Raw genomic sequence first — 20241 nt, forward strand, 5'->3', positions numbered from 1 at the left:
CGGCGCCGTCGCGGTGTCCGCGCCCTGGGACGTCGGCTACCCGGATTCCGCCGGACCGGCCGCCGACCCGGCACCGCCGTCCGGTGCCTTCGCCGCGTCGGACCGTTCCGGTTCCGGGGTACGGCCGTCCGCCGCGTCGTCGCCACGGGCCGGCCGCAGCGTGCGGCCGGCCGTCCGGAGCGCCAGGCGCAGCGCGTACTCGATCTGGGCGTTGACACTACGGAGGTCGTCCGCGGCCCATTTCGCGATCGCGTCGTAGACCTGTGGGTCAAGCCGCAGCAGGAGCTTCTTACGCTCGGCCATGGGAGAGGGAGGTCCTAGCTGTAGAGGGATCCGGCGTTCACCACCGGCTGGGCGGCCCGGTCGCCGCAGAGTACGACCAGCAGGTTGGACACCATCTGCGCCTTCCGCTCCTCGTCCAACTCCACCACGTGCTCCTCGCGCAGCCGCTCCAGGGCGTTGGAGACCATGCCCACCGCCCCCTCCACGATCTTGAACCGGGCCGACACGATGGCGTTCGCCTGCTGACGGGCCAACATCGCCTGGGCGATCTCCGGCGCGTACGCCAGGTGGGTGGTCCGCGACTCGAGCACCTCGACACCGGCCAACTCGACCCGTTCCCGCAGCTCGTGGGTCAACTCGTCGCTGACCACCGTGCTGTCCCGCAGACTCGCCCGGGCCGAGTCGTGCGCGTCGTACGGGTAGCTGGTGGCGAGGTGCCGGACGGCGGCCTCGGACTGCACGGCGACGTACTCGACGTGGTTGTCCACCGCGAACGCGGCCTTGGCGGTGTCGACCACCTGCCACACGACGACGGCCGCGATCTCCACCGGGTTGCCGTCGGCGTCGGAGACCTTGAGCCGGTCGGTCTCGAAGTTACGGACCCGCAGGGTGACCTTCTTGCGGTCGGTCAGCGGCCAGGTCCAGTGCAGGCCGGGCTGCCGGATGCTGCCGACGTAACGACCGAAGAACTGCACCACCTGGGCCTCGTTCGGGTTGACCACGATGAATCCGGTGGCGGCGGGCAGGACCACCAGGCCGTAGCCGATGACCACGGCGAGCATCCAGGGCGCCGGCCCCGAGCTGGCCAGGACCGGGACGGTCACTGCCAGCCCGACGGCGGTCAGGATCAGCAGCGCTCCGATCGCGGCGAAGCCCGAGAGCCGGAAGGCGGATCGCTCCATGACATCTCCTCGCTATTAAAGTGATATCACTACGATAGCGAGCGCCCGCAACCCGGTTCAAGCGGGATTCGCTGCCGCCACCGCGACGGCCGGTCTCAGGGCAGGCTGTTCTGGTCGCGGGCCGCGCCCCGGACGCGTTGCGAGTACGGATAGCTGACCGTACGCAGCCACGGCGCCACTCCACGCGGACGCAGCTCCGAACAGTGGTTCCCGGCCGGGTCGAAGAACGACATCCCGCGCGGGTGCAGCAGTCGACCGCCCCGCCACCTGGCGAGGCGGCTGGCGTACCGGGTCCGGGGCAGTGTGTCGACGGTGGGGCGGTACCCGTTCGCCACCACGCCTAACCGGGCCCCGGGCGCCCGCCCGGCTGCCACCCCCTCAGCTCAGGACCGGTCGAGGCGGCGGGTCGCCACCCACCAGCCGGCCGCGTAGACCACGGTCACCAGGCCGCAGCCGGCGATCACCACCCGCTCGTCGACGTGGTCCACCACCGCGGCCACCCCCAGTTGACTCACCGAGATGGCGAGGGTGGCGAGCATCATGTCGGTGGCGAAGACCCGGCCCCGCAACCGGTCCGGCACCTCGCCCTGCAGGGCGAAGTTCGACATCACCCAGTTGGCGCCACCGCCGAAGTGGGCGACGAAGACCAGCAGCAGCACGAGCGGGAACCACCGGACCAGCGACACCCCGAGGTACGCGATGCCGTACGCGGACATCGAGACGGCGAGGCCGGTGAGCAGCCAGGAGCGGTGGCCCAGGACCCGGCGCATCAGCAGCGGACCGACCAGGGCGCCGGCCCCGCGTACCGCGAAGAGCAGCCCGGTACCGATCGCCCCGACCCCGTACAGGGCGGCCATCAGCGGGAAGACGGTCAGGACGCCGTTGCCGAGCCCCACCGCGCTCTTGACCGTGACCAGCGCCAGTACCCGGGGACGGGCGCCGATGTAGGCGAGCGCCTCCCGGATCGCCGCCCAGGGCCGCGGGACCGGTGCGGTGTGGTCGCGCGGGGCCTGCAGGGGCCGGCGGATCAGCCAGGCCAGGCCGGCGGCCACCGCCAGGCCGACCGCCGCCACCCAGAAGCAGGCGTACGGGCCGACGGCGGCGGTCAACACCCCGCCGAGCGAGGCGCCGACGACGGTCATGGTGCCCCAGGCCGAACCGGCGACCGCGTTCGCCGGCGCGAGGTCGACCGGGTCGACCACGTTCGGCAGGGCCGCCTGCGCGGCCGGCGAGTAGAACGCCTTGGCGACCGCGACCGCCCCGATCGCCAGCAGGGCCAGCCAGGCGGTGGCGGCGCTGCGGACGCCGAACAGGAGCAGGACCGCTGCCAGCGCGGTCAGGTTCGCCACGATCATGATCTTCTTGCGGTCGACCCGGTCGGCCACCGTTCCGGCGTACGGCAGCAGCAGGGCGAGGACCCCGGTGTCCACGGCGAGCACCAGGGCGCCCCAGACCCCGCTGCCGGTCAGCTTCGGCAGCAGCACCAGCAGCGGCACCATGACGAACCAGTCCGCCCCGAAGACCACCAGTTCGGCGGCGAAGAGGCGACGGAAGTCCCGATTACCGGTAAGGACCGAAAGGGGTGACGACACGTACGCGAACCTTACCGGCCGGCGTCCGGGGTCGACCGGCAGCGCCCGCCCTGCGCCAGCAGCAGGACCCCGGGCCCGCAGCCGGCCCCTGGGCCGGACCGGATCACATCCGGTCCGGCCCGGGGCCGGTGTGCGGCGCGGAGCCCGCGGGATCGGCGACCGATCCCCGACGGTCAGTTCTCGCCGGGCGGGGGCAGCGGTGACCGGCGGCTCTTCGGCAGCCGCAGCACCTCGAACTGGTCGGTGCCGTCGATCAGCGCACCGGACGGCGCCGGCCGACCGGCGACCGGTGCCGACGCCGGGGCGGCCACGGTCGTACCGGCGGCCGCCGGAACCGCACCGGAACCGGCCACACCCGCGCCGGCCGGCACCGGCCCGGCCGACCCGGCACCGCCGGTCGGCGTCTCCGGGGCGACGGCGACGTCCTGGCCGGCCCTGCCGGCCCGCCGCCGCCGGAACCGCTCCTTGGTGTTCTCCACCATCGTGTAGAGGGTCGGCACCAGCACCAGGGTGAGCAGCGTCGAGCTGACCAGCCCGCCGATCACCACGATGGCCAGCGGCCGGGAGATGAAGCCGCCCTCGCCGGTCAGGCCGAGCGCCATCGGCAGCAGCGCGAAGATGGTCGCGATGGCGGTCATCAGGATCGGCCGCAGCCGCCGCCGGCCGCCCTCGACCACCGCCTCGACGATCCCCATCCCCTGCTCGCGGTACTGGTTGACCAGGTCGAGCAGCACGATCGCGTTGGTCACCACGATGCCGACCAGCATCAGGATCCCGATCAGCGCCGGTACGCCGAGCGGCGTACCGGTGGCCAGCAGCAGACCGACCGCACCGGTGGCCGCGAACGGGACCGAGACCAGCAGGATCAGCGGCTGGATCAGGCTGCGGAAGGTCGCCACCATGATCACGAAGACGATCGCGATCGCGGCGAGTACGGCCAGCGACAGGTCGGCGAACGCCTCCTGCTGTTCGGCGCTGACGCCGCCGATGGTGAACGTCGCCCCCGGCACGTCCAGCCCGTCGAGCCGCTCCCGCAGGTCGGCGGTGATCGCACCCAGGTTCGACCCGGCGGCGGTGCCGCTCACCGTGACGCTGCGCTCGCCGTCGATCCGGGTGACCGCCAGCGGCCCCTGCACCTCGGCCACGTCGGCGATGTCGTCGAGCTTGACCGCACCGCCCGGCCCGATCGGCAGCGCCCGCAGCGCCTCGATCCCGGCCGGCGGCAGCCCACCACGCAGCACCACGTCCCGTGGCTCGCCGCCGAGGGCGACCTGGCCGAGCGGGGTGCCCCGGAACTGCTGGGCGACCAACTGCCCGACGGCGGCCTCGGTGAGCCCGACCCGGGCGGCGGCGGCCCGGTCGACGGTGACGTCGATCCGGGGTGCGCTCTCCGCCAGACTGCTCCGCACGTCGGTCACCCGGGGCACGTCCGCCATCAGCTGCCGGACCTGCTCGCTCGCCCGGGCCAGCACGTCGGCGTCCGGCGCCCGGACGATCACCTGGATCTCGTTTGTCGAGCCGCCGCCCGGTCCGCCGGCTCCGCCGAAGCGGAGGTCACCGACGCCGGTGAGCTTGTCGAACTCCGTCCGCAGCGCCTTCTCGACCCGCTCGGCGTCGGTCCCCTCGTCCAGGGCGACCGAGAAGCTGGCGGTGTTGGCGGCGCCTCCACCGCCGAACGGTCCACCGCCACCACCGGCGGTGACCTGGTACGACTCGACACCGTCGGTCCGGGACAGCACCCCCTCGACCTGCCGGGCCGCCGCGTCGGTGGCGTTCAGGCTGGAGCCGACCGGCAGCTCCTGGCTGATGCTCAGGGTGTCCTGTCCGGAGCTGTCGATGAAGTTGGTCTCCAGCCGGGTGGCGAGACCGAAGGTGCCGAAGAGGACCACCAGGCCGATACCGACGGTGAGCCAACGCCGGTGGGTGGCGAAGTCGATCACCGGCAGGTACGCCCGCTGCAGCGGGCTGCGCAACTCCTTCTCCTCCGCCTCGCGACGGATCTCCTCGGCGTCCGCACCGCCGTTCGCCGGCCGGAGGAACCAGTACGCCAGCACCGGGATGATGGTCAGCGAGACCAGCAGCGAGGCGAGCAGCGCCACCGTCACGGTGATCGCGAACGGGGCGAAGAGCTGCCCGACAAAACCGCCGACCAGCACGATCGGGGTGAAGACCGCGACCGTGGTGAGGGTGGAGGCGGTGACCGCGCCGGCCACCTCCCGGACGCCGGTCAGGATCGCGGCGCGTTTGTCCTCGCCGTACCCGAGATGTCGTTTGATGTTCTCCAGTACGACGATCGAGTCGTCGACGACCCGGCCGACCGCGATGGTCAGCGCGCCGAGGGTGAGCAGGTTGAGCGAGTAGTCGCCGATCCAGAGCGCCAGCAGCGCCACCAGCACCGACAGCGGGATGGAGACCGCGGTGACCAGGGTGGACCGGACGGAGAGCAGGAAGACCAGGATCACCAACACCGCCATGACCAGGCCGAGCAGGCCCTCGGTGGTGAGGCTCTCGATCGACTTCTCGACGAACGGCGCCTGGTCGAAGACCACGGTGAGGGTCGCACCGGAGGCGGCGGTGAGGTCGTCGAGCCGGTCCTGGATCTCGTGCGAGATCCGCACCGCGTTGCCGTCCGGGGTCGCGGTGACCATGATGCCGAGGCTGTCCACCCCGTCGGTACGGGTCAGCGAGGTGGGTGCGGCCGGCTGCTGCCGCACGGTGGCGACGTCGCCGAGTCGTACCGGCGCCTTGCCCCGCCCGGACGGCGGCAGGTAGATGTCCGCCAACTCCTCGACCGAAGCGATCCGGCCGCCGACCTGCACCGTCCGGGTCTGGTTGTTCTCGGTGACCGCGCCGGCCGGGATGGTCACGCCGTTGGCCTGCAGCGCCGCACCGATCGCGGTCGGCGCGACCCCGGCGGCGGCGAACTTCGCCGGGTCGGGGGTGATCACCACCTGCTGGTCACGCGCCCCGGTCACCTCGACCGTGCGGACCCCCTCGATCGCCTCCAGTTCCGGTACGACGGTCTCGGCGAGCCGGTCCGCGAGGGCCTGCTGGTCGCCGGCGCCGGCCGCGGCCAGCACCACCGCCGGAATGTCCGCGGTGCTGCCGGCAAGGACCTGCGGCTCCACGGTGGCCGGCAGCTGCGCCCCGATCCGGTTGATCGAGGTCTGCAGCTTGTTGACCGCGTCGTCGAGGTCGGTGCCGAACTCGAACTCGACCTGCAGCGTCGCGCTGCCCTCCCGCGACGTCGAGGTGACCTTGGACAGTCCGGCGATGCCCTGGATGCTGTTCTCGATCGGTTCGGCGACCTGCGCCTCCACCACCTCGGGTCCGGCACCCGGGAACGGCGCGACGATGAACGCCGCCGGGAACTCCAGCGAGGGCAGCAGCTGCTGCTTCAGCGACGGTACGGCGAACGCCCCGAACCCGGTGATCACTATCGCGACGAGGGCGACGAGCCCCCGGTTGGCGAGACTGAGTCTGGCGAGCAACGACATGCGGCGGCTCACTCCTGTGCATGAGTAGCGCGAGGTGACGCTCACGCGGGCTTCGAGGCTGCGCGGCACCAGCAGTGTGCCTGACGCCGATCTTGTCCCCGCTGCGGGGGCGGACGCGTCCAGCACCCGCCACGGTGGCGCCGCCCCCATCGTCCGGGGCCCGCCCGGCCCCTCGCCAACCCGCCTCAGGGTCCTCTCAGCTCCCGGCCCCGCGCCACCGGACGACGGTGGCCGCCGCCGGTCCTCCGGCGGCGGCCACGGTGGTCAGCCCACCAGGTCGGTGTGTCGGTGCCGGCCCTCGCCGGTCCGGCTCACCACATGTTCCAGGCGGTGTTCGACACCCCAAACCCGAAGCTCGCCGTGCCCCACATGTTGGACTTGAAGTTGCCGCCGACGGTGCCGCGCCGCAGCGCCGCCTCGGAACGGCCCAGTCCCCGGGCTATCGAGGAGCTGACCCGGTAGCCCCGCTTCGTCCAGAGGTTCGGAGTGGGGATCTTGTTCACCAGTTTCGCGCCCCGGGCCGCCAGTTTCGACCCGGCCGCGAAGCCCGCGCCCAGACCGCCGCTGAGACCGGAGAGCGCGTTGAGCGCCCCGGACCGGTAGTTGCCGCTCTTGAAATCCTTGTAGGCGTCGTAGCCGGAACTGATCGCCGCGCCGATCCCGCAGACCACCACGGCAACGGCCGAGCAGGCCGCGAGGATCGTCGACCGGTTCTTCCAGGCCCACTTGCCGACCTTCTTGACGCCGCGACCGACCGACTTGACGGCCCGTCCGGCGGCGTTGCGGCAGGCACTGCTCCAGAAGCTGGTCAACTTGCAACTGCTGCTCTTCTTCCGCTTCTCCGCCGCCTCCCGCGCCTTCTTCTCCCGCTCCTTCCGCTGCTGTTTCGCGGCGTACTCCCGGGCGAGCCGGCGGGCCTCCGCGGCGATCGCCTGGTCGTGCTGGCGCAGGTCACCGGGGTAGACCTTGGGCTTCGGCTTGCTGTAGTGGCAGCTGTCGCAGTAGTAGCTCCGGGCCGGGCTCTTCCGGTGGGTCGCCTTCTTCTTGGTCTTCTTCTTGGCCTTCTTCCCCTTCTTCGGGGGCGGGTTGTTGTAGCCGCCGCAGCCGTCGCAGTAGTGCCCGCCCGGCAGGATCCGCCACTGGCCGTCCGGGTCACTCATCGTCACCGGGGTGTTGTCGCTGTAGGCGTACCCGTTCATCTGCTGGGGCTGTTCCGGGTCGATCAGCGGGTCGACCGAGAGGAACCGGCCGAGCTCCGGGTCGTACTCCCGGGCGCCGAGATGGGTCAGCCCGGTGGACGCGTCGACGGTGCCGCCGACGTACCCCCGATCGGTGGGCCAGCCACCCGATCCCGCGCCACGCAGCTCCCCGAACGGCAGGAACCGGCGCTGGGTCACCGCCAGGTCGGCGGCGTCGACCGACAGCTGCGCGGTGTTGTGCCGGTCGGCCACCTCGAAGGCGAGCCCGGAGGTGCTGGTCCGGACCGCGGTCACCTCGCCGAGGTCGTAGAAGCGGGCCGCCGAGACGGCACCGGTCGACCGGGTAAGCTTCACCTCCGTGTTCGGCAGGTAGAGGGTCACCGAGGTGGGATCGCGGCGGATCAGCCGGTCACCGTCGGCGTCGTACAGGAACTCGGTGACCTTGGCGCCCTCGGTGACCCGGCTGAGATCACCCTCGGCGTCCCAGGTCAGGACCTGGGACGACCCGCCGACGGTCCGGCCGGTGGTGTTACCGGTGGCGTCGTAGCCGAACCGGTCGGTGCGGTCCCCGGTGGTGACCGTGGCGAGCGCGTGCGGCTGGGCACCGCCGGCCGCCGGGTACGTCGACCGGCTGGTCACCCCGGCCCCGGTGGTGGTGCTGTAGTTGGTCTCGGTCAACCGGTTGCCGGTCTTGTCGTACTCCCACGACTGCCAGTACGGGGCCGGGCCGCCGAGCACCGCCGGCGTCGGTGCGGCGGCACAGTCGTCGGTCGCCGTCCACGCCTCGCGCAGCCGACGCAGGTGGTCGTACCGGAAACACTGGGTGTCGGTCGTGCCGGCGGTCGGCCGGTCCGAGATCCGGGTGACGTTGCCGGCCGGGTCGTACGTGTAGTTGACGTCGGCCAGCCGGGTCGGCGACACACTCCGGTCGACCAGAGCCCGGCTGAGCTGCCGGGTCGTGTCGTCGTAGAAGAACGTCTGGACCAACTGCTTCCCGGCCGCCGCCTGCAGGGTGTACTGCGACACCTCGTCGTACGGGGTGTAGCTGGCCGCGACGAGCTGGGTACCGAGCCCGGACTGGGCGGACTGCAGCCGGCCGTGCGCGTCGTAGCCGTAGCGCAGCGTCTCCGCGGCGAGCCCACCGACCGCCGGATAGCCGACCGCCAGGTCCAGCCCGGTGTCGGTGTAGCCGCTGTCCAGCCGGTAGCTGCCGGCCAACGCCCCCTCCGCCGCCGGGATCGTCACCGTGGTGCCGAGCGACCGGTACCGGGTGTCGTAGCCGTTGACCGAGACGACGTAGGCGTTGCCGTTCACGTACCGGGTCGAGCTGGCCAGCTGTCCCTTCACCGTCACCCCGCTGACCAGCCGGTCGTACGTCCACTCGGCCCGCTTCGGACCGGACGTCGACCCCTCGTACAGGGCGGTCTTGCGGCCCAGCTGGTCGTAGCCGTACGCCAGGGTCACGCCCCGGGCGTCGGTGGTGGTGAGCAGCTGGTCGGCGTCGTCGTAGCTGTAGCGGACGGTTCCCCGGTCCGGGTCCCGCTCCTCGACCTTGCGGCCCCGCAGGTCGTAGCCGTACCGCCAGACGTTGCCCATCGCATCCGTCACCGAGGCGAGCTGCCCGTCCCGGGCGTACGTGTAGGTCGTCGCGTCGTAGCCGCCGGACGGCGTCGGCCCGGTGTACTGCCGCAGCTCGGTGGTCCGCCCCTCGGCGTCGAAGACCGTGGTCGTGGCGGTGCCCCCGGCCGGCGGGGTGACGTGCGTCCGGTCCCCGCCGTAGGAGCTGGTGGTACGCCACTTCTCGGTGCCGTACGAGACCAGGATCTCGACGGTCTCCCGGTCGACGCCGTCGTGGACGTACCGTGTCTGGGCGGGAACGGTGTTGTCGGCGACGACCAGCAGCGTCGTCCCGGCGGCACCCTCGTTCCAGTAGGCGCCGTTCTCCTTCGACACCAGGCCCCGCGAGTCGTAGTAGGTGTCGGTGACGGTCCGGCCGCCGTCGGGTGCCGGCGCCTGCGTCTGACGCTCCCGCAACTGGCCGTCGTAGAACTCGTACGTCGACTCGTAGCCGCCGTCGTCCCGCAGGGTCTGGGTGGTGACGACGTTCGGCGCGTCGGTCCGGACCAGGTAGGAGTACTTCTGGTTCGGCGACGCCCCGCCCGCCTTCGACCGGTCGGCGAACCAGATCGCGGTGGCCCGACCGAGCGGGTCGTACGTCTGGTCGACCCGGCGGCCGTTCGCGTCGACGATCGCCGTCTCCTGGCCCCACGCCGGCTCCAGGGTCGTGGTGACCGTGTGTCCGAGCGCGTCCGTGACGACGGTGCCGGTGGTCGGGCCGCCGCTGGCCGGGGTGAACGCCGTCGTCGTCTTCCGGTCCAGCGCGTCGTACGCCTCGACGGTCCGGCCGTAGCCGTCGTACCGGGCCCGGGTCGCCTGGACGTAGACCGGGTTGCCGTTGGAGTAGCCGGACAGTTCCTGGGTCAGCGTCACGTCGCCCCGGGTCGGCGCGGCACCGAAGGTCGTCGCGCCGTCGTAGAAGGTCCGCAGGTCGGAGATGACGTCGCCGGGGCGGGACGGGGTGGTGCCGCAGGCCACCCCGACCCGCTCCTGCCGGGCCACGAACTCGATCATCCAGGCGCCGGTGTCGCGGGCGTACGTCGTCCGCAGGCACTCGTCGTCCGCCGTGGTCGACAGGTCACCCAGGTCGTCGACCTGGCTCGGCAGACCGTAGGAGTCGAAGGCGGTCCGGGTCTCGGTACGCCGCCAGCCGCCGGCGGCCAGCGCGAGCCGGCTCCGCTCCCGGGCCACCCCGGTCAGGTACGCCCGGGTGGCACCCCGGGTCGCGGTCGCCGCCGAGACCCACCCGTCGCGGATCTCGCCGTCCACGACGGCGCCGCCGACGCCGTCGTAGGTGATCTCCTCCCGGACGAACCCGGCGAGCGCCGGGTGGTCGGTCACCGCGACCCCCTCCGAGTCGGTGACCGAGACACTGCGGGTACCGCTGCTCAGCCGGTCGCCGTCCATGCCGCGCAGATACAGCTCCTCGTGCTGCGACCGCACCCCGCCGGGGGCGCCCCGGGTGGTCCGGACCCGGGCGAAACCGCGCCACTCGCTCCAGGTCCGGTACTTCGCCGGGGTCAGCTCGTTGTCGTCGTAGTGCCAGGCCGCGCCGCCCAGGTACGCGTAGTCGGTCTGCTCGATGCCGGCCAGCCCGGACTGGTCGTCCTCCAACACCTGCACCGCGACGTACTTGTGGAACCAGTCGAGCTTCGGCGACAGGGCGCCCTCCGGAACCCAGTACTGCGGGAAACAGCGTCGGGTGTTCGAGTCCGGGGTCGGGGTCGCCGAACGGGTGCAGTCCTTCGCCGAGTAGTTCACCCGGACATGCCCGCCGGACTCGTCGTACACGTCGCTGAGCCGCCACTTGTACATCGGTGGGATGCCCTCCTCGGCATCCACCCGGTTCTCCAACTGGATTCCCTCGAAGCGCACCGCCGGCAGGGCGAGGCTGCCGCCCACCTTGCCGGTGTTGGTGATCGAGGCAAGCCAGAGCGCCGGCGAGGTCCCGTCGCCCGGGTCCCGGAACTGGTAGCCGAGCGTCCAGGTGTCCACGTCCCGGTAGGTGGTGCCGGAGGCCAGCACCCGGGTCGTCACGCTGGCCAGCCGCCTGCGGCTCCAGAACGTCGGCGCGAAGAGGTCCGTACAGGTCGCGCCGGCGGCGCACGACTGGTCGTACGGCACGTCCGGCCAGTTCTTCGCGGTGTCCTTGGTGATCGCGCCGGTGCCGCAGGTCGCCCCGGCGGCACAGCGCTCCTCGGTGCCGAAGACCACCCGCATCGGCGCCGACGCGGAGTACATGGTGTCGGACCGCTGCCCGTAGTCGATCCGCTTGAGATGACCGGCGCGGACGTACGACGTACCGGCGCTCGCGGTCCGGTTCCGGCCGTAGTGGTTCGTCTCGGTCTCGTAGAAGTACGACATCGCGTTGCCGTTGGGGTCCACGACGTAGTCCAGGTTCCACCGCCACGCCTGCGTGCAGTACGACGCGGCGAAGCTGCTCGCGTGGCAGGGCTCGCCGGAGTCGTTGCCGAAGACCGGCGAGGTCCAGGTCGAGTTCGTCACCTCGTTGCCGCTGGCCCAGCCGGGCAGCCGGTGCAGCCCGTAGTGGTACCGGGTGCCGTCCCGGGTGGTGATCCGCCAGTGTTCGCCGTCGTTGTCGCCGTTGCTCGCCCCGGTCAGCCGCTCGACCCGGGAGCCGTCGTCGTTACGCAGCCGCCAGCTGCCGGAGGTGGCGTCCCGGACCAGTTCGACGGTCCGGCCGCCGGTGTTCAGGAACGCGTTGTCGGTCTCCCAGCAGAGGTCGTACGGCTTCGGGGTGGTGGTGACGTCGTCGGAGCAGGACTTGTAGCGCCGCTCGATGAAGCCCTCGCTGAGGTCCCAGCCCTCGCCGACCCAGGACGACTGGTTGTTCGTCGACGCGGTACGCCCGTCGACGCTGCCGGAGGAGTACTGCAGGTCCAGGTCGGGGGTCGGGCCGCCGAACGCGGGCGGCTCCTCCAGCGGGTACGACCAGGTGAAGTCGCCGGCCGAGCCGCCGGCCTGCCAGGACGACGACGCCGACAGCTTCGTCGCCCGGTAGTCACCGGCGCTGCCGGCCGGGGCGGCGGTCACCGCCAGCAGCGTCGCTCCGGCCCCCGCCGACACGTCGGCGGCCAGCCGCGCGTCGCGGACCGAGTTGGTGGTGGCCAGCGGCGTACCCGTCCGGCAGTCGGTCTCGTCCGGGGTGGTCAGCGCACAGTCGGGCAGTCGGACCAGCCGCAGCCGGGCGGCCCAGTCCCCGCCGTACGCCGACCGGAACGCCGAGTAGTCGACCTCCAGCGACAGCTCACCGGCCCGGTCCGGGGTGACGGTGAGGAGCAGCCCGGCGACACCGGCCCGCTCGGTGGCCGCCCGGTCCAGCACCCGCACCCGGGCCCGGCCCGGCACCGGTGCCGGGTCAGCCGCCCGACCGACGCCGTCCGTCTCCCGCGACCGCTGCCCGGCCGCCACGCCGACGCGTACCGGCAGGTGGCCGGCCCGGGCCCGGCTGCCGGCCGACAGCACCGTGTCGGCGGTCCCGGCCGGCCAGGTCACCGACGCCGGTGCCGACCCCACCCCGGCGGCGGTCCGGCCCGCCGACGTGCCACGCGGCACGAAGTCGGTACCCGGCACGGAACGCTCCACCTGGGTGTCGGGTGCCCGGAAGGCCGGCGCGGCCGAGGCCGGCGGCGTGGGCACGACCAGCAGGCCCGCCGCCATCACCGCCGCGGTCAGCGCGGCCGCCACCGACGTCCTGCCGTTCCACAGTTGTCTCTGCACGACTCTCCCCTGTCCCGGACGCGTCAGTTGGGGTTGGCGACGGCGTTGTGGAGATCGAAGATCTCCTGGTCGGAGAGGACGCCGGCATAGGCCCGCACGTCGTCGATCCCGCCGGTGAAGTACTGCGAGAAGCTCACGTTCGAGACCTGGCCCCGGCCGATCAGCAGCGCGCCGTTCGCGTGCCACGAACCGGCGTGGTGCGTCTCGTCCGCCAGCTGGCCGTTGACGTACAGCCGCAGCCGGTGCGCCTGCGCGTCGTAGACCGCCGCGAGATGGGTCCAGGTCCCGGCGACCGGGGCGTCGAACAGGTTCTCCGCCTGTCGCAGCTCCGCGCCGGCGGCGTCCGTGGTCGAGCTGCGCACCGACCACAGGTAGGCCGCGTGGTCGTCGTTCCAGGAGTAGCCGAGGTTGAAGCCGGCGACCGCGGCACCGAGCTGGCTCACCGCGATCCCGTTCTTGGTCAGCGCGTCCGGCCGGGCCCAGGCGGTCACCGTGTAGCTGGCGTCGGTACGCACCGCCGGGCCGGAGGCGGTCAGCACGCCGGTGCTGCCGTTGACCACCACCGCGTTGCCGCTGACCCCGGTGGTCCGGGTGACCCCGGTCGACGACCACGTCGCCGGATGTCCGCCGACGGGGTCGGCCGCGGTCGTACCGCTGGTCTCGTCGAGTTTCCAGTGCCCGGCCAGCCGGGGTACCTGCTGCATCTCGCCCGGCAGCAGCACCCGGTCGTAGACCCGGGCCCCGTCGATCTCACCCGGCCAGTACTCGCCCCAGACCCCGGCGACCTGCGCCCGCCCGATCTGGAACGGGCCGGTGGCGCTCCAGGGGGTGGTGAACGCCGTCTCCGCCTCCAGCACACCGTTGACGTAGAGCCGGATCCGCTGCGCCGACGCGTCGTAGACCCCGGCCAGGTGAATCCAGGTACCGGCCACCGCGACGGTGGTCGAGGTGGCCCGGACGAAGGTCGGCTTGTCGACGTCCGCCGACGTCCGGTTGAAAATCCACCGGCTGTACGCGCTGGAGTAGTAGAGCGCGAACGCGCTGGCCCGGTTGCCCGGCTGGGTGAACAGCACCGAGTTACGGGACAGGTCGTCGATCCGCGCCCAGGTGCTCACCGAGAACGACCGCATGGTGTCCAGCACCGGGCCGGCGGTCACCGCGTGCCCGCTCACCCCGTCCAGGTCCAGCGCCCCGCCGGTCACCCCGTCGGCCCAGGCGGCACCGCCGACCAGTGTGGCGTGCCGGCCGTTGGCGGTGCCGTCCACCGCCGTCGTACCGTCCCCGGACTCGTCCATCGTCCAGTCGGCGACCGGGCCGGACGGCGCCCCGGCGTAGAAGACCACCGTCGCCACCGTCGACCGGTTCGCCGCCCGGTCCACCGACCGGACGTGGAGCCAGTTCACGAACCGGTCCGGGGTGACCGACACGGTCGCCGTACCGTCGGCGGCCGGGGTGACCCGGCCGGACAACGCGGTCGAGTCGCCGTTGAGCACGTACTCGTAGCTGGCGACGTCGGTTCCGCCGTTCGGACCGAACCCGACGGGCACACCCCGGCCCATCACCGCGGTCCCCTCGGCACCGTCCGGGAACGCCGTCGACGTCACCGTCGGGATCGGCGGACGGCTGGTGTCCACCTGGAACTCGCACCAGGCGCTCCACGCGCTGTTGTCCGTGCCGTCCTCACCGCGTACCCGCCACCGGCCGGTCGCGCCGTTCGCGAACGCCCCGGACGGGATCTGCTTCGCGACGATCGTCGGTGTCTTGCCGGCGACCGAGGCGGAGAGGAACTCCCCGACCGGCGCGGTCCCGTCCAGGGTCCACCACTGGAAGCGGGCCTTCACCGAGTTGTCGGTGTCGCTCACCGTGGCCCGCAGGGTCGGGGTCGTGGTGCCGATCACCAGACGTCCGGTGCCGGTCTTGCAGACGCTGGCGCCGTCGGTGGTCAGACTGGTCGGCACCCCGGGCACCGTGTTGTAGGTGATGCTGATCGACGGGTTGTTGCGGAACCGCTTCCAGGACAGCGTGTCCTTGTTCGACTCGGCGGTGGCCGAGGCCTTCAGGCCCTGGTCCAGGGTGTCCCGTCCGGCGGCCGCGGCCTTGACCACATGTGCGGTGACGTTGAACTCGATCCCGCCGGCCGGGCAGCTCGACGAGTAGCCCTTCGCCACGCTCTTGGCCGCGAGTTTGGTGATCCAACTCGGCTGGTTCTTCCAGGTCGTCGACGACGAGATGCCGCCGGTCTCCCAGACCTGCACCTCCCGCGCCGTGCACGAACGCGACCACACCTCGTGGGTCTGCAGCGTCGCGCCGAGGATGTGCTTGTTCTTGACCCCGCTCACGTTGAACTTGAAGAACGACCGGGTGGTCTTCCGGTCGGTGGCGTCGTACCCGACCCGGGCCTCGTCCTCGGCGTCGTTGGCCCCGTTCCAGAACGACAGCGTCGGATAGTTGCTCCACACCTGGGTCCAGGCCGTCCGCGACCCCGTCCAGGACGGGTCGATGTAGACCGGATATTTGGTGTTCCTGCCGGTCAGCAGGCCCCGGTCCGGCACCAGGGCCACCTCGCCGGTGCTCACCGCGGCCCGGACCGACCGCACCTGACCGCCCGGCACGGTACGTCGACCCGAGCCGCTGGAGTCCCACATGTACGGCGCCGGCGCCTCGAAGACCGCCCGCCCCGCCGCGTCCAGCGCCGCCAGGCTGCCGTCCGCCGTGGTCCGCACCGACAGTCCGGCCGTCGAGGTCAGCAGCCGGAGCCGGGCCAGCGCCGGATTCGCCGCCGCCTGCGCCGACCTGACCACCAGCAGCTCGGAGAAGCCCTCCACCAGCGCGCGTACGGTCAGGTCGACGCCGGGCAGCACCTCCGGGTACGTCGCCGTGTCACCGGAGAGCACCGGCCTCGGCAGCGGGGTGGGCCAGCTCAGCGCCAGTTCCGTGCCGTCGCGGCGCAGCCGGGCCATCGGCGCCGTACCGCCGCCGGAGAAGGTCATCTCCAGTGGGGTGGCGACCGGCGCGACCTGGCCGTCGGCGGAGAACCGGAGGGTGGTGTCGACCGGCACCCAGCCGTCGCCACGACGTACCCGGGTCGGCACCACCGTCTGGGTCAGGGTGAAGCTGCCGTCCGGGTTCGCCACGACCCGCTGCCGCTCGTCGCTCATCGCGGTGACCTCGACCGGCCGGCCGGAGCTCACCGCCGCCGCCCGGGCCGCCGCCTCGTCGAGCTCCGCCGCGAGCGGAACCGGCGCCGCCGTGGCCGGGGCGGCGACGGAGAGCGAACCGGCCAGCAGGGCCAGCACCGATCCGGTCGCGATCCGCCGCCCGAAGCCGCGCCCGGACGGGCCGGACCCGCGCGACCCGTGCCACAGCCGAGTACGCATCACACACTCCTCCGATAGAAGGTCGTCGAACCTGGTGGTGGTGCACCGAGCCAAGATCGACCACAATTCATCCTTGGCCCGGTGGTAAATCCGAGCCTGGTCCGCGGTAAATCCCCTGGTGACGCCCGGGAATGGAGCTGCCGATGCCAGAGGTCTGGTTTCGGGTGCTGGGCCCGTTGGAGGTCCGGGTTCCCGACGCGGTCGTCCGGGTCCCGGAGGGGCGCCCGCGACAACTGCTCACCGCCCTGCTGCTGCACGCCAACCAGGTCGTCTCCGTCGACACCCTGCTGGAGCTGCTGTGGCGAGAGAACGAGGCGCCACCGACCGCCCGCAAGGCCGTCCAGGTCTACGTGTCGAAGCTCCGGCGACTCTTCGCCGACGTACCCCGGGTCGTCGTCCACGGATCGCGGCACGGGTACCGCCTGGAGGTTCCCGCCGACACCCTCGACCTGCGACGCTTCCGGGACCTCACCGCACGGGCCGCCGCCGAGCCGGCCGGATCCGACCCGGCGGCCACCGCCCGGCTGCTCGCCGAGGCGGTGGGCCTCTGGCGCGGCCCCGCCCTGGCGGAGCTGACCGGGACCGCCCGGGGGCAGCGACTCAGCGCCGCGCTCGACGAGGAGCGGGTCATCGCCACCGAGACCCGGCTGGACGCGCTGCTCCGGGCCGGCGACCACCGGCAGGTGGCCGGCGAGGCGGCCCGACTGCTCGCCGAGCATCCCCTGCGCGAACGGCCGCGTGGCCAGCTCATGGTCGCCCTGTACCGCTGCGGGCGGCAGGCGGAGGCCCTCTCGGTGTACCACACGGGTCGGGCGCTGCTCCGGGACGAACTCGGCCTCGACCCCGGCCGGGAGCTACGGGAGCTGCACGTGGCGATCCTGAACGGCACCGTCGCGCAGGTCGGGTCGCCCCAAGCGACGACGGACACCGCGACCACCCCGGTCGCGGCCCAGCCGGTGGTCCCCGCACAGTTGCCGATCGACCTGCCCAGCTTCGTCGGCCGGCGGGCGTACCTGGACCGGCTCGACGGGCTGGTCACACGCTGGTCCGGCGCCCCGGCCGCCCCGCTGGTGCTGAGCCTGACCGGGACGGCCGGCATCGGCAAGACCACCCTCGCCGTCCACTGGGCACACCGGGTCCGGCACCTCTTCCCGGACGGTCAGCTCTACGTCAACCTGCGCGGCTTCGACCCGGGCGCCGCCCCGGTGAGCCCCGGTGAGGCGCTCCAGGGTTTCCTGGCCGCCCTGCCCGCACCGGCCGGGCGGGTACCACTCGGCCTCACCGCACAGGCCGGCCTGTACCGCAGCCTGCTCGCCGACCGCCGGGTCCTGGTCGTCCTGGACAACGCCCGCGACGCCGAACAGATCCGGCCGCTGCTTCCGGGCACCTCCGGCAGCCTCGTCCTGGTGACCAGCCGGAACCGGCTCACCAGCCTGGTCACCACCGAGGGCGCCCAGCCGGTGCAGGTGGACCTGCTCACCGCCGCCGAGTCCAGGGAACTGCTGGCCGCCCGGCTGGCCCCGGACCGGCTCGCCACCGAGTCGGAGGCCCTGGCCCGGATCGTCACCCAGTGCGCCCGGCTTCCCCTCGCCCTCGCCATCGTCGCGGCCCGGGCCGCCACCAACCCCGGTTTCCGGCTGGCCGCGATCGCCACCGAACTGGACGAGGCACGCGGCAGCCTCGACGTCTTCGACGACGGCGACCGCGGCACCGACGTACGGGCCACGTTCTCCTGGTCGTACCGCACGCTCAGCCCGCAGAGCCAGCGGCTGTTCCGGCTGCTCGGCCTGCACCCGGCCGGTACCAGCACGACGGCGGGCGCGGCCAGCCTCGCCGGGGTCCCGGCCGACCGGGTACGTCCGCTGCTGATGGAACTGGCCCGGGCCCACCTCGTCACCGAACCGGCCCCGGGGCGGTACGGGATGCACGACCTGCTCCGCGCGTACGCCCGGGAACTGCTCGACGGCCACGAGCCGGAACCGGCCCGCCGGGCTGCCGCGCACCGGCTGCTCGACCACTACCTGCACAGCGCCTACCAGGCCAACCACATGCTGTACCCGTACCGGATGTCGATCACGCTGTCGGCGGTCCAGCCCGGCGCCGCGGCGGAACGGCTCGCCGACCGGGCACCGGCGCTCGCCTGGTTCACCGACCAGCAGGAGGTCCTGCTCGCCACCGTCGAGTACGCGGCGGCGCACGGATTCGACACCCATGCCTGGCAGCTGGCGTGGTGCCTGGCGACCTTCCTGCGTCGCGGCGGACACTGGCACGGCACGATCGCCGCGCACCGGACCGCGCTGGCGGCGACCCGACGCCTCGGCGACCGGGCCGGCGAGGCGCACATGCAGCGCGGCCTCGCCGTCGCGTACGCCGGGACGCTGCGCCACGAGGAGGCCCAGCACCACCTCACCCGTGCCCTCGAGTTGTTCGCCGAGGTGGCCGACCCGCTGCACCAGGCCGACGTGCACCACGGACTGGCCTGGTTGAGCGACCGGCAGGGCGACCACGACACCTCGCTGCACCACTCCCTGCGGGCGTTGGAGCTGTCCCGCCGGATCGACGACCACGCCGGGCAGGTCGCCGCGTTGAACAGCGTCGGCTGGACCCACGCCCGGCTCGGCAACCACGCCGAGGCGCTGCGCTACTGCCAGGAGAGCCTGCGGCTGTGCGACGGGTACGACGACGCCGCGTACCGGGCCAACGCCTACGACAGCCTCGGCTACACGTACCACCGGCTCGGCGACCGGGGGCGGGCCGTCGCGCACTACGCGCAGGCGGTCGACCTGCACCGCGAATCCGGCAGCCGCTACTACGAGACACGTACCCTGACCCGCCTCGGTGACCTGTACGCCGAGTCCGGTGACCGGTCCGCCGCCGACCGGGCCTGGCGTCAGGCGCTGGAGATCCTCACCGAACTCCACCATCCCGACGCGGCCGAGGTTCGCGCCAGACTCGCCGCCGCCTGACCTGTCGACCGCTCAGGCGAGGTCGAGGGCCCGCGCCGCGGTCAGTACGTCGTTGCGGATGGTGATCGGCGACGGCGCGGTCGAGATCGCCCACTCCGGGTCCTTGAGCCCGTGCCCGGTCACCGTGCAGACCACCGTGGAGCCGGCCGGCACCAGTCCGGCGGCGGCCTGCTGCAACAGCCCGGCGACACTCGCCGCGCTGGCCAGCTCGACAAAAACCCCGACCTCCCGGGCGAGCAGCCGGTACGCGGCGAGGATCTCCCGGTCGGTGACGGCGGCGATCAGCCCACCGGAGGCGTCCCGGGCGTCGACCGCCTTCGTCCAGCTCGCCGGGTTGCCGATCCGGATCGCGGTAGCGATGGTGGACGGTTCGCGTACCGCCTGGCCGGTGACGATCGGTGCGGCGCCGGCGGCCTGGAAGCCGTACATCCTCGGCCGGCGGGTGGTGTTGCCGGCCTCGGCCTCCTCCTGGTAACCCATCCAGTAGGCGGTGATGTTGCCGGCGTTGCCGACCGGCAGGCAGTGGATGTCCGGGGCGTCACCGAGGGCGGCCACGATCTCGAACGCCGCCGTCTTCTGCCCGTGCAGCCGGTCGATGTTGACCGAGTTGACCAGCGCCACCGGATAGTCGACGGCCAGTTTGGCGGCGAGCGCCAGACAGTCGTCGAAGTTGCCGTCGATCTGCAGCAGCCGGGCGCCGTGCACCAGGGCCTGGGCCAGCTTGCCGAGCGCGATCTTGCCCTGCGGCACCAGGACCGCGCAGGTGAGCCCGGCCCGGGCCGCGTACGCCGCCGCCGAGGCACTGGTGTTGCCGGTGGAGGCGCAGATGATCGCCTTGTTGCCGGCCTCGACCGCCTTGGAGACGGCAAGTGTCATGCCCCGGTCCTTGAACGAACCGGTCGGGTTCGCCCCCTCGACCTTCAGGTAGACGTCACAGCCGAGCCGGTCGGCGAGGACCGGCGCCGGGATCAGCGGCGTGTTCCCCTCGTACAGGGTGATCACCGGCGTGGCCTCGCTGACCGGCAGCCGGTCCCGGTACGCCTCGATCAGACCCCGCCACATAACGCT

At 72.5% G+C, this 20241-nt stretch carries 9 protein-coding genes; 1 reads left to right on the top strand and 8 read right to left on the bottom strand.

Annotation, left to right across the window (positions count from 1 at the left end):
- Window positions 1-36: 36 nt before the first annotated feature.
- From ABGB05_RS00740 to ABGB05_RS00770, 7 genes are all read right to left on the bottom strand, one after another.
- The gene (locus ABGB05_RS00740; protein WP_347651108.1) at window positions 37-303 is read right to left on the bottom strand and encodes a hypothetical protein; all 267 of its coding nucleotides are present in this window, start codon (window positions 301-303) and stop codon (window positions 37-39) included.
- A 14-nt stretch (window positions 304-317) separates the two neighbouring features.
- A complete protein-coding gene (locus ABGB05_RS00745; RefSeq protein WP_347651109.1) occupies window positions 318-1184 on the bottom strand; it encodes an SPFH domain-containing protein in 867 nt (288 codons plus the stop codon).
- A 95-nt stretch (window positions 1185-1279) separates the two neighbouring features.
- Window positions 1280-1519, bottom strand: coding sequence for a hypothetical protein (locus tag ABGB05_RS00750; protein ID WP_347651110.1), 240 nt, complete (start codon window positions 1517-1519; stop codon window positions 1280-1282).
- Window positions 1520-1567: 48 nt separating this feature from the next.
- Window positions 1568-2776 carry an MFS transporter gene (locus ABGB05_RS00755; RefSeq protein ID WP_347651111.1) on the bottom strand — a complete coding sequence of 403 codons (1209 nt, stop codon included), beginning with the start codon at window positions 2774-2776 and terminating at the stop codon, window positions 1568-1570.
- A 173-nt stretch (window positions 2777-2949) separates the two neighbouring features.
- Window positions 2950-6273: an efflux RND transporter permease subunit gene (locus ABGB05_RS00760; protein WP_347651112.1), complete on the bottom strand. Its 3324-nt coding sequence runs from the start codon at window positions 6271-6273 to the stop codon at window positions 2950-2952.
- Between the two features lie 311 nt (window positions 6274-6584).
- On the bottom strand, window positions 6585-12830 hold the full coding sequence (locus ABGB05_RS00765; protein WP_347651113.1) for an RHS repeat-associated core domain-containing protein: 6246 nt from the start codon (window positions 12828-12830) through the stop codon (window positions 6585-6587).
- A 23-nt stretch (window positions 12831-12853) separates the two neighbouring features.
- Window positions 12854-16207: a LamG-like jellyroll fold domain-containing protein gene (locus ABGB05_RS00770; RefSeq protein WP_347651114.1), complete on the bottom strand. Its 3354-nt coding sequence runs from the start codon at window positions 16205-16207 to the stop codon at window positions 12854-12856.
- A gap of 143 nt (window positions 16208-16350) precedes the next feature.
- On the opposite strand from ABGB05_RS00770, the gene ABGB05_RS00775 reads away from it, so the two are divergent.
- Window positions 16351-19173 (top strand): BTAD domain-containing putative transcriptional regulator, encoded by a 2823-nt coding sequence (locus tag ABGB05_RS00775; protein WP_347651115.1) that lies wholly within the window; start codon window positions 16351-16353, stop codon window positions 19171-19173.
- A gap of 12 nt (window positions 19174-19185) precedes the next feature.
- Here ABGB05_RS00775 and thrC read toward each other — a convergent pair whose 3' ends face one another.
- Window positions 19186-20235: a threonine synthase gene (thrC, locus tag ABGB05_RS00780; protein WP_347651116.1), complete on the bottom strand. Its 1050-nt coding sequence runs from the start codon at window positions 20233-20235 to the stop codon at window positions 19186-19188.
- Window positions 20236-20241: the final 6 nt, after the last annotated feature.

Source organism: Plantactinospora sp. B5E13, assembly GCF_039871775.1.
Lineage (GTDB): Bacteria > Actinomycetota > Actinomycetes > Mycobacteriales > Micromonosporaceae > Plantactinospora.

What these genes read in the sequence shown, in the direction of transcription:
- ABGB05_RS00775 (WP_347651115.1), top strand. Translation starts at nt 16,351, where the DNA reads ATGCCAGAGGTCTGGTTTCGGGTGCTGGGCCCGTTGGAGGTCCGGGTT.
- ABGB05_RS00740 (WP_347651108.1), bottom strand. Translation starts at nt 303, where the DNA reads ATGGCCGAGCGTAAGAAGCTCCTGCTGCGGCTTGACCCACAGGTCTAC.
- thrC (WP_347651116.1), bottom strand. Translation starts at nt 20,235, where the DNA reads ATGTGGCGGGGTCTGATCGAGGCGTACCGGGACCGGCTGCCGGTCAGC.
- ABGB05_RS00745 (WP_347651109.1), bottom strand. Translation starts at nt 1,184, where the DNA reads ATGGAGCGATCCGCCTTCCGGCTCTCGGGCTTCGCCGCGATCGGAGCG.
- ABGB05_RS00760 (WP_347651112.1), bottom strand. Translation starts at nt 6,273, where the DNA reads ATGTCGTTGCTCGCCAGACTCAGTCTCGCCAACCGGGGGCTCGTCGCC.
- ABGB05_RS00770 (WP_347651114.1), bottom strand. Translation starts at nt 16,207, where the DNA reads ATGCGTACTCGGCTGTGGCACGGGTCGCGCGGGTCCGGCCCGTCCGGG.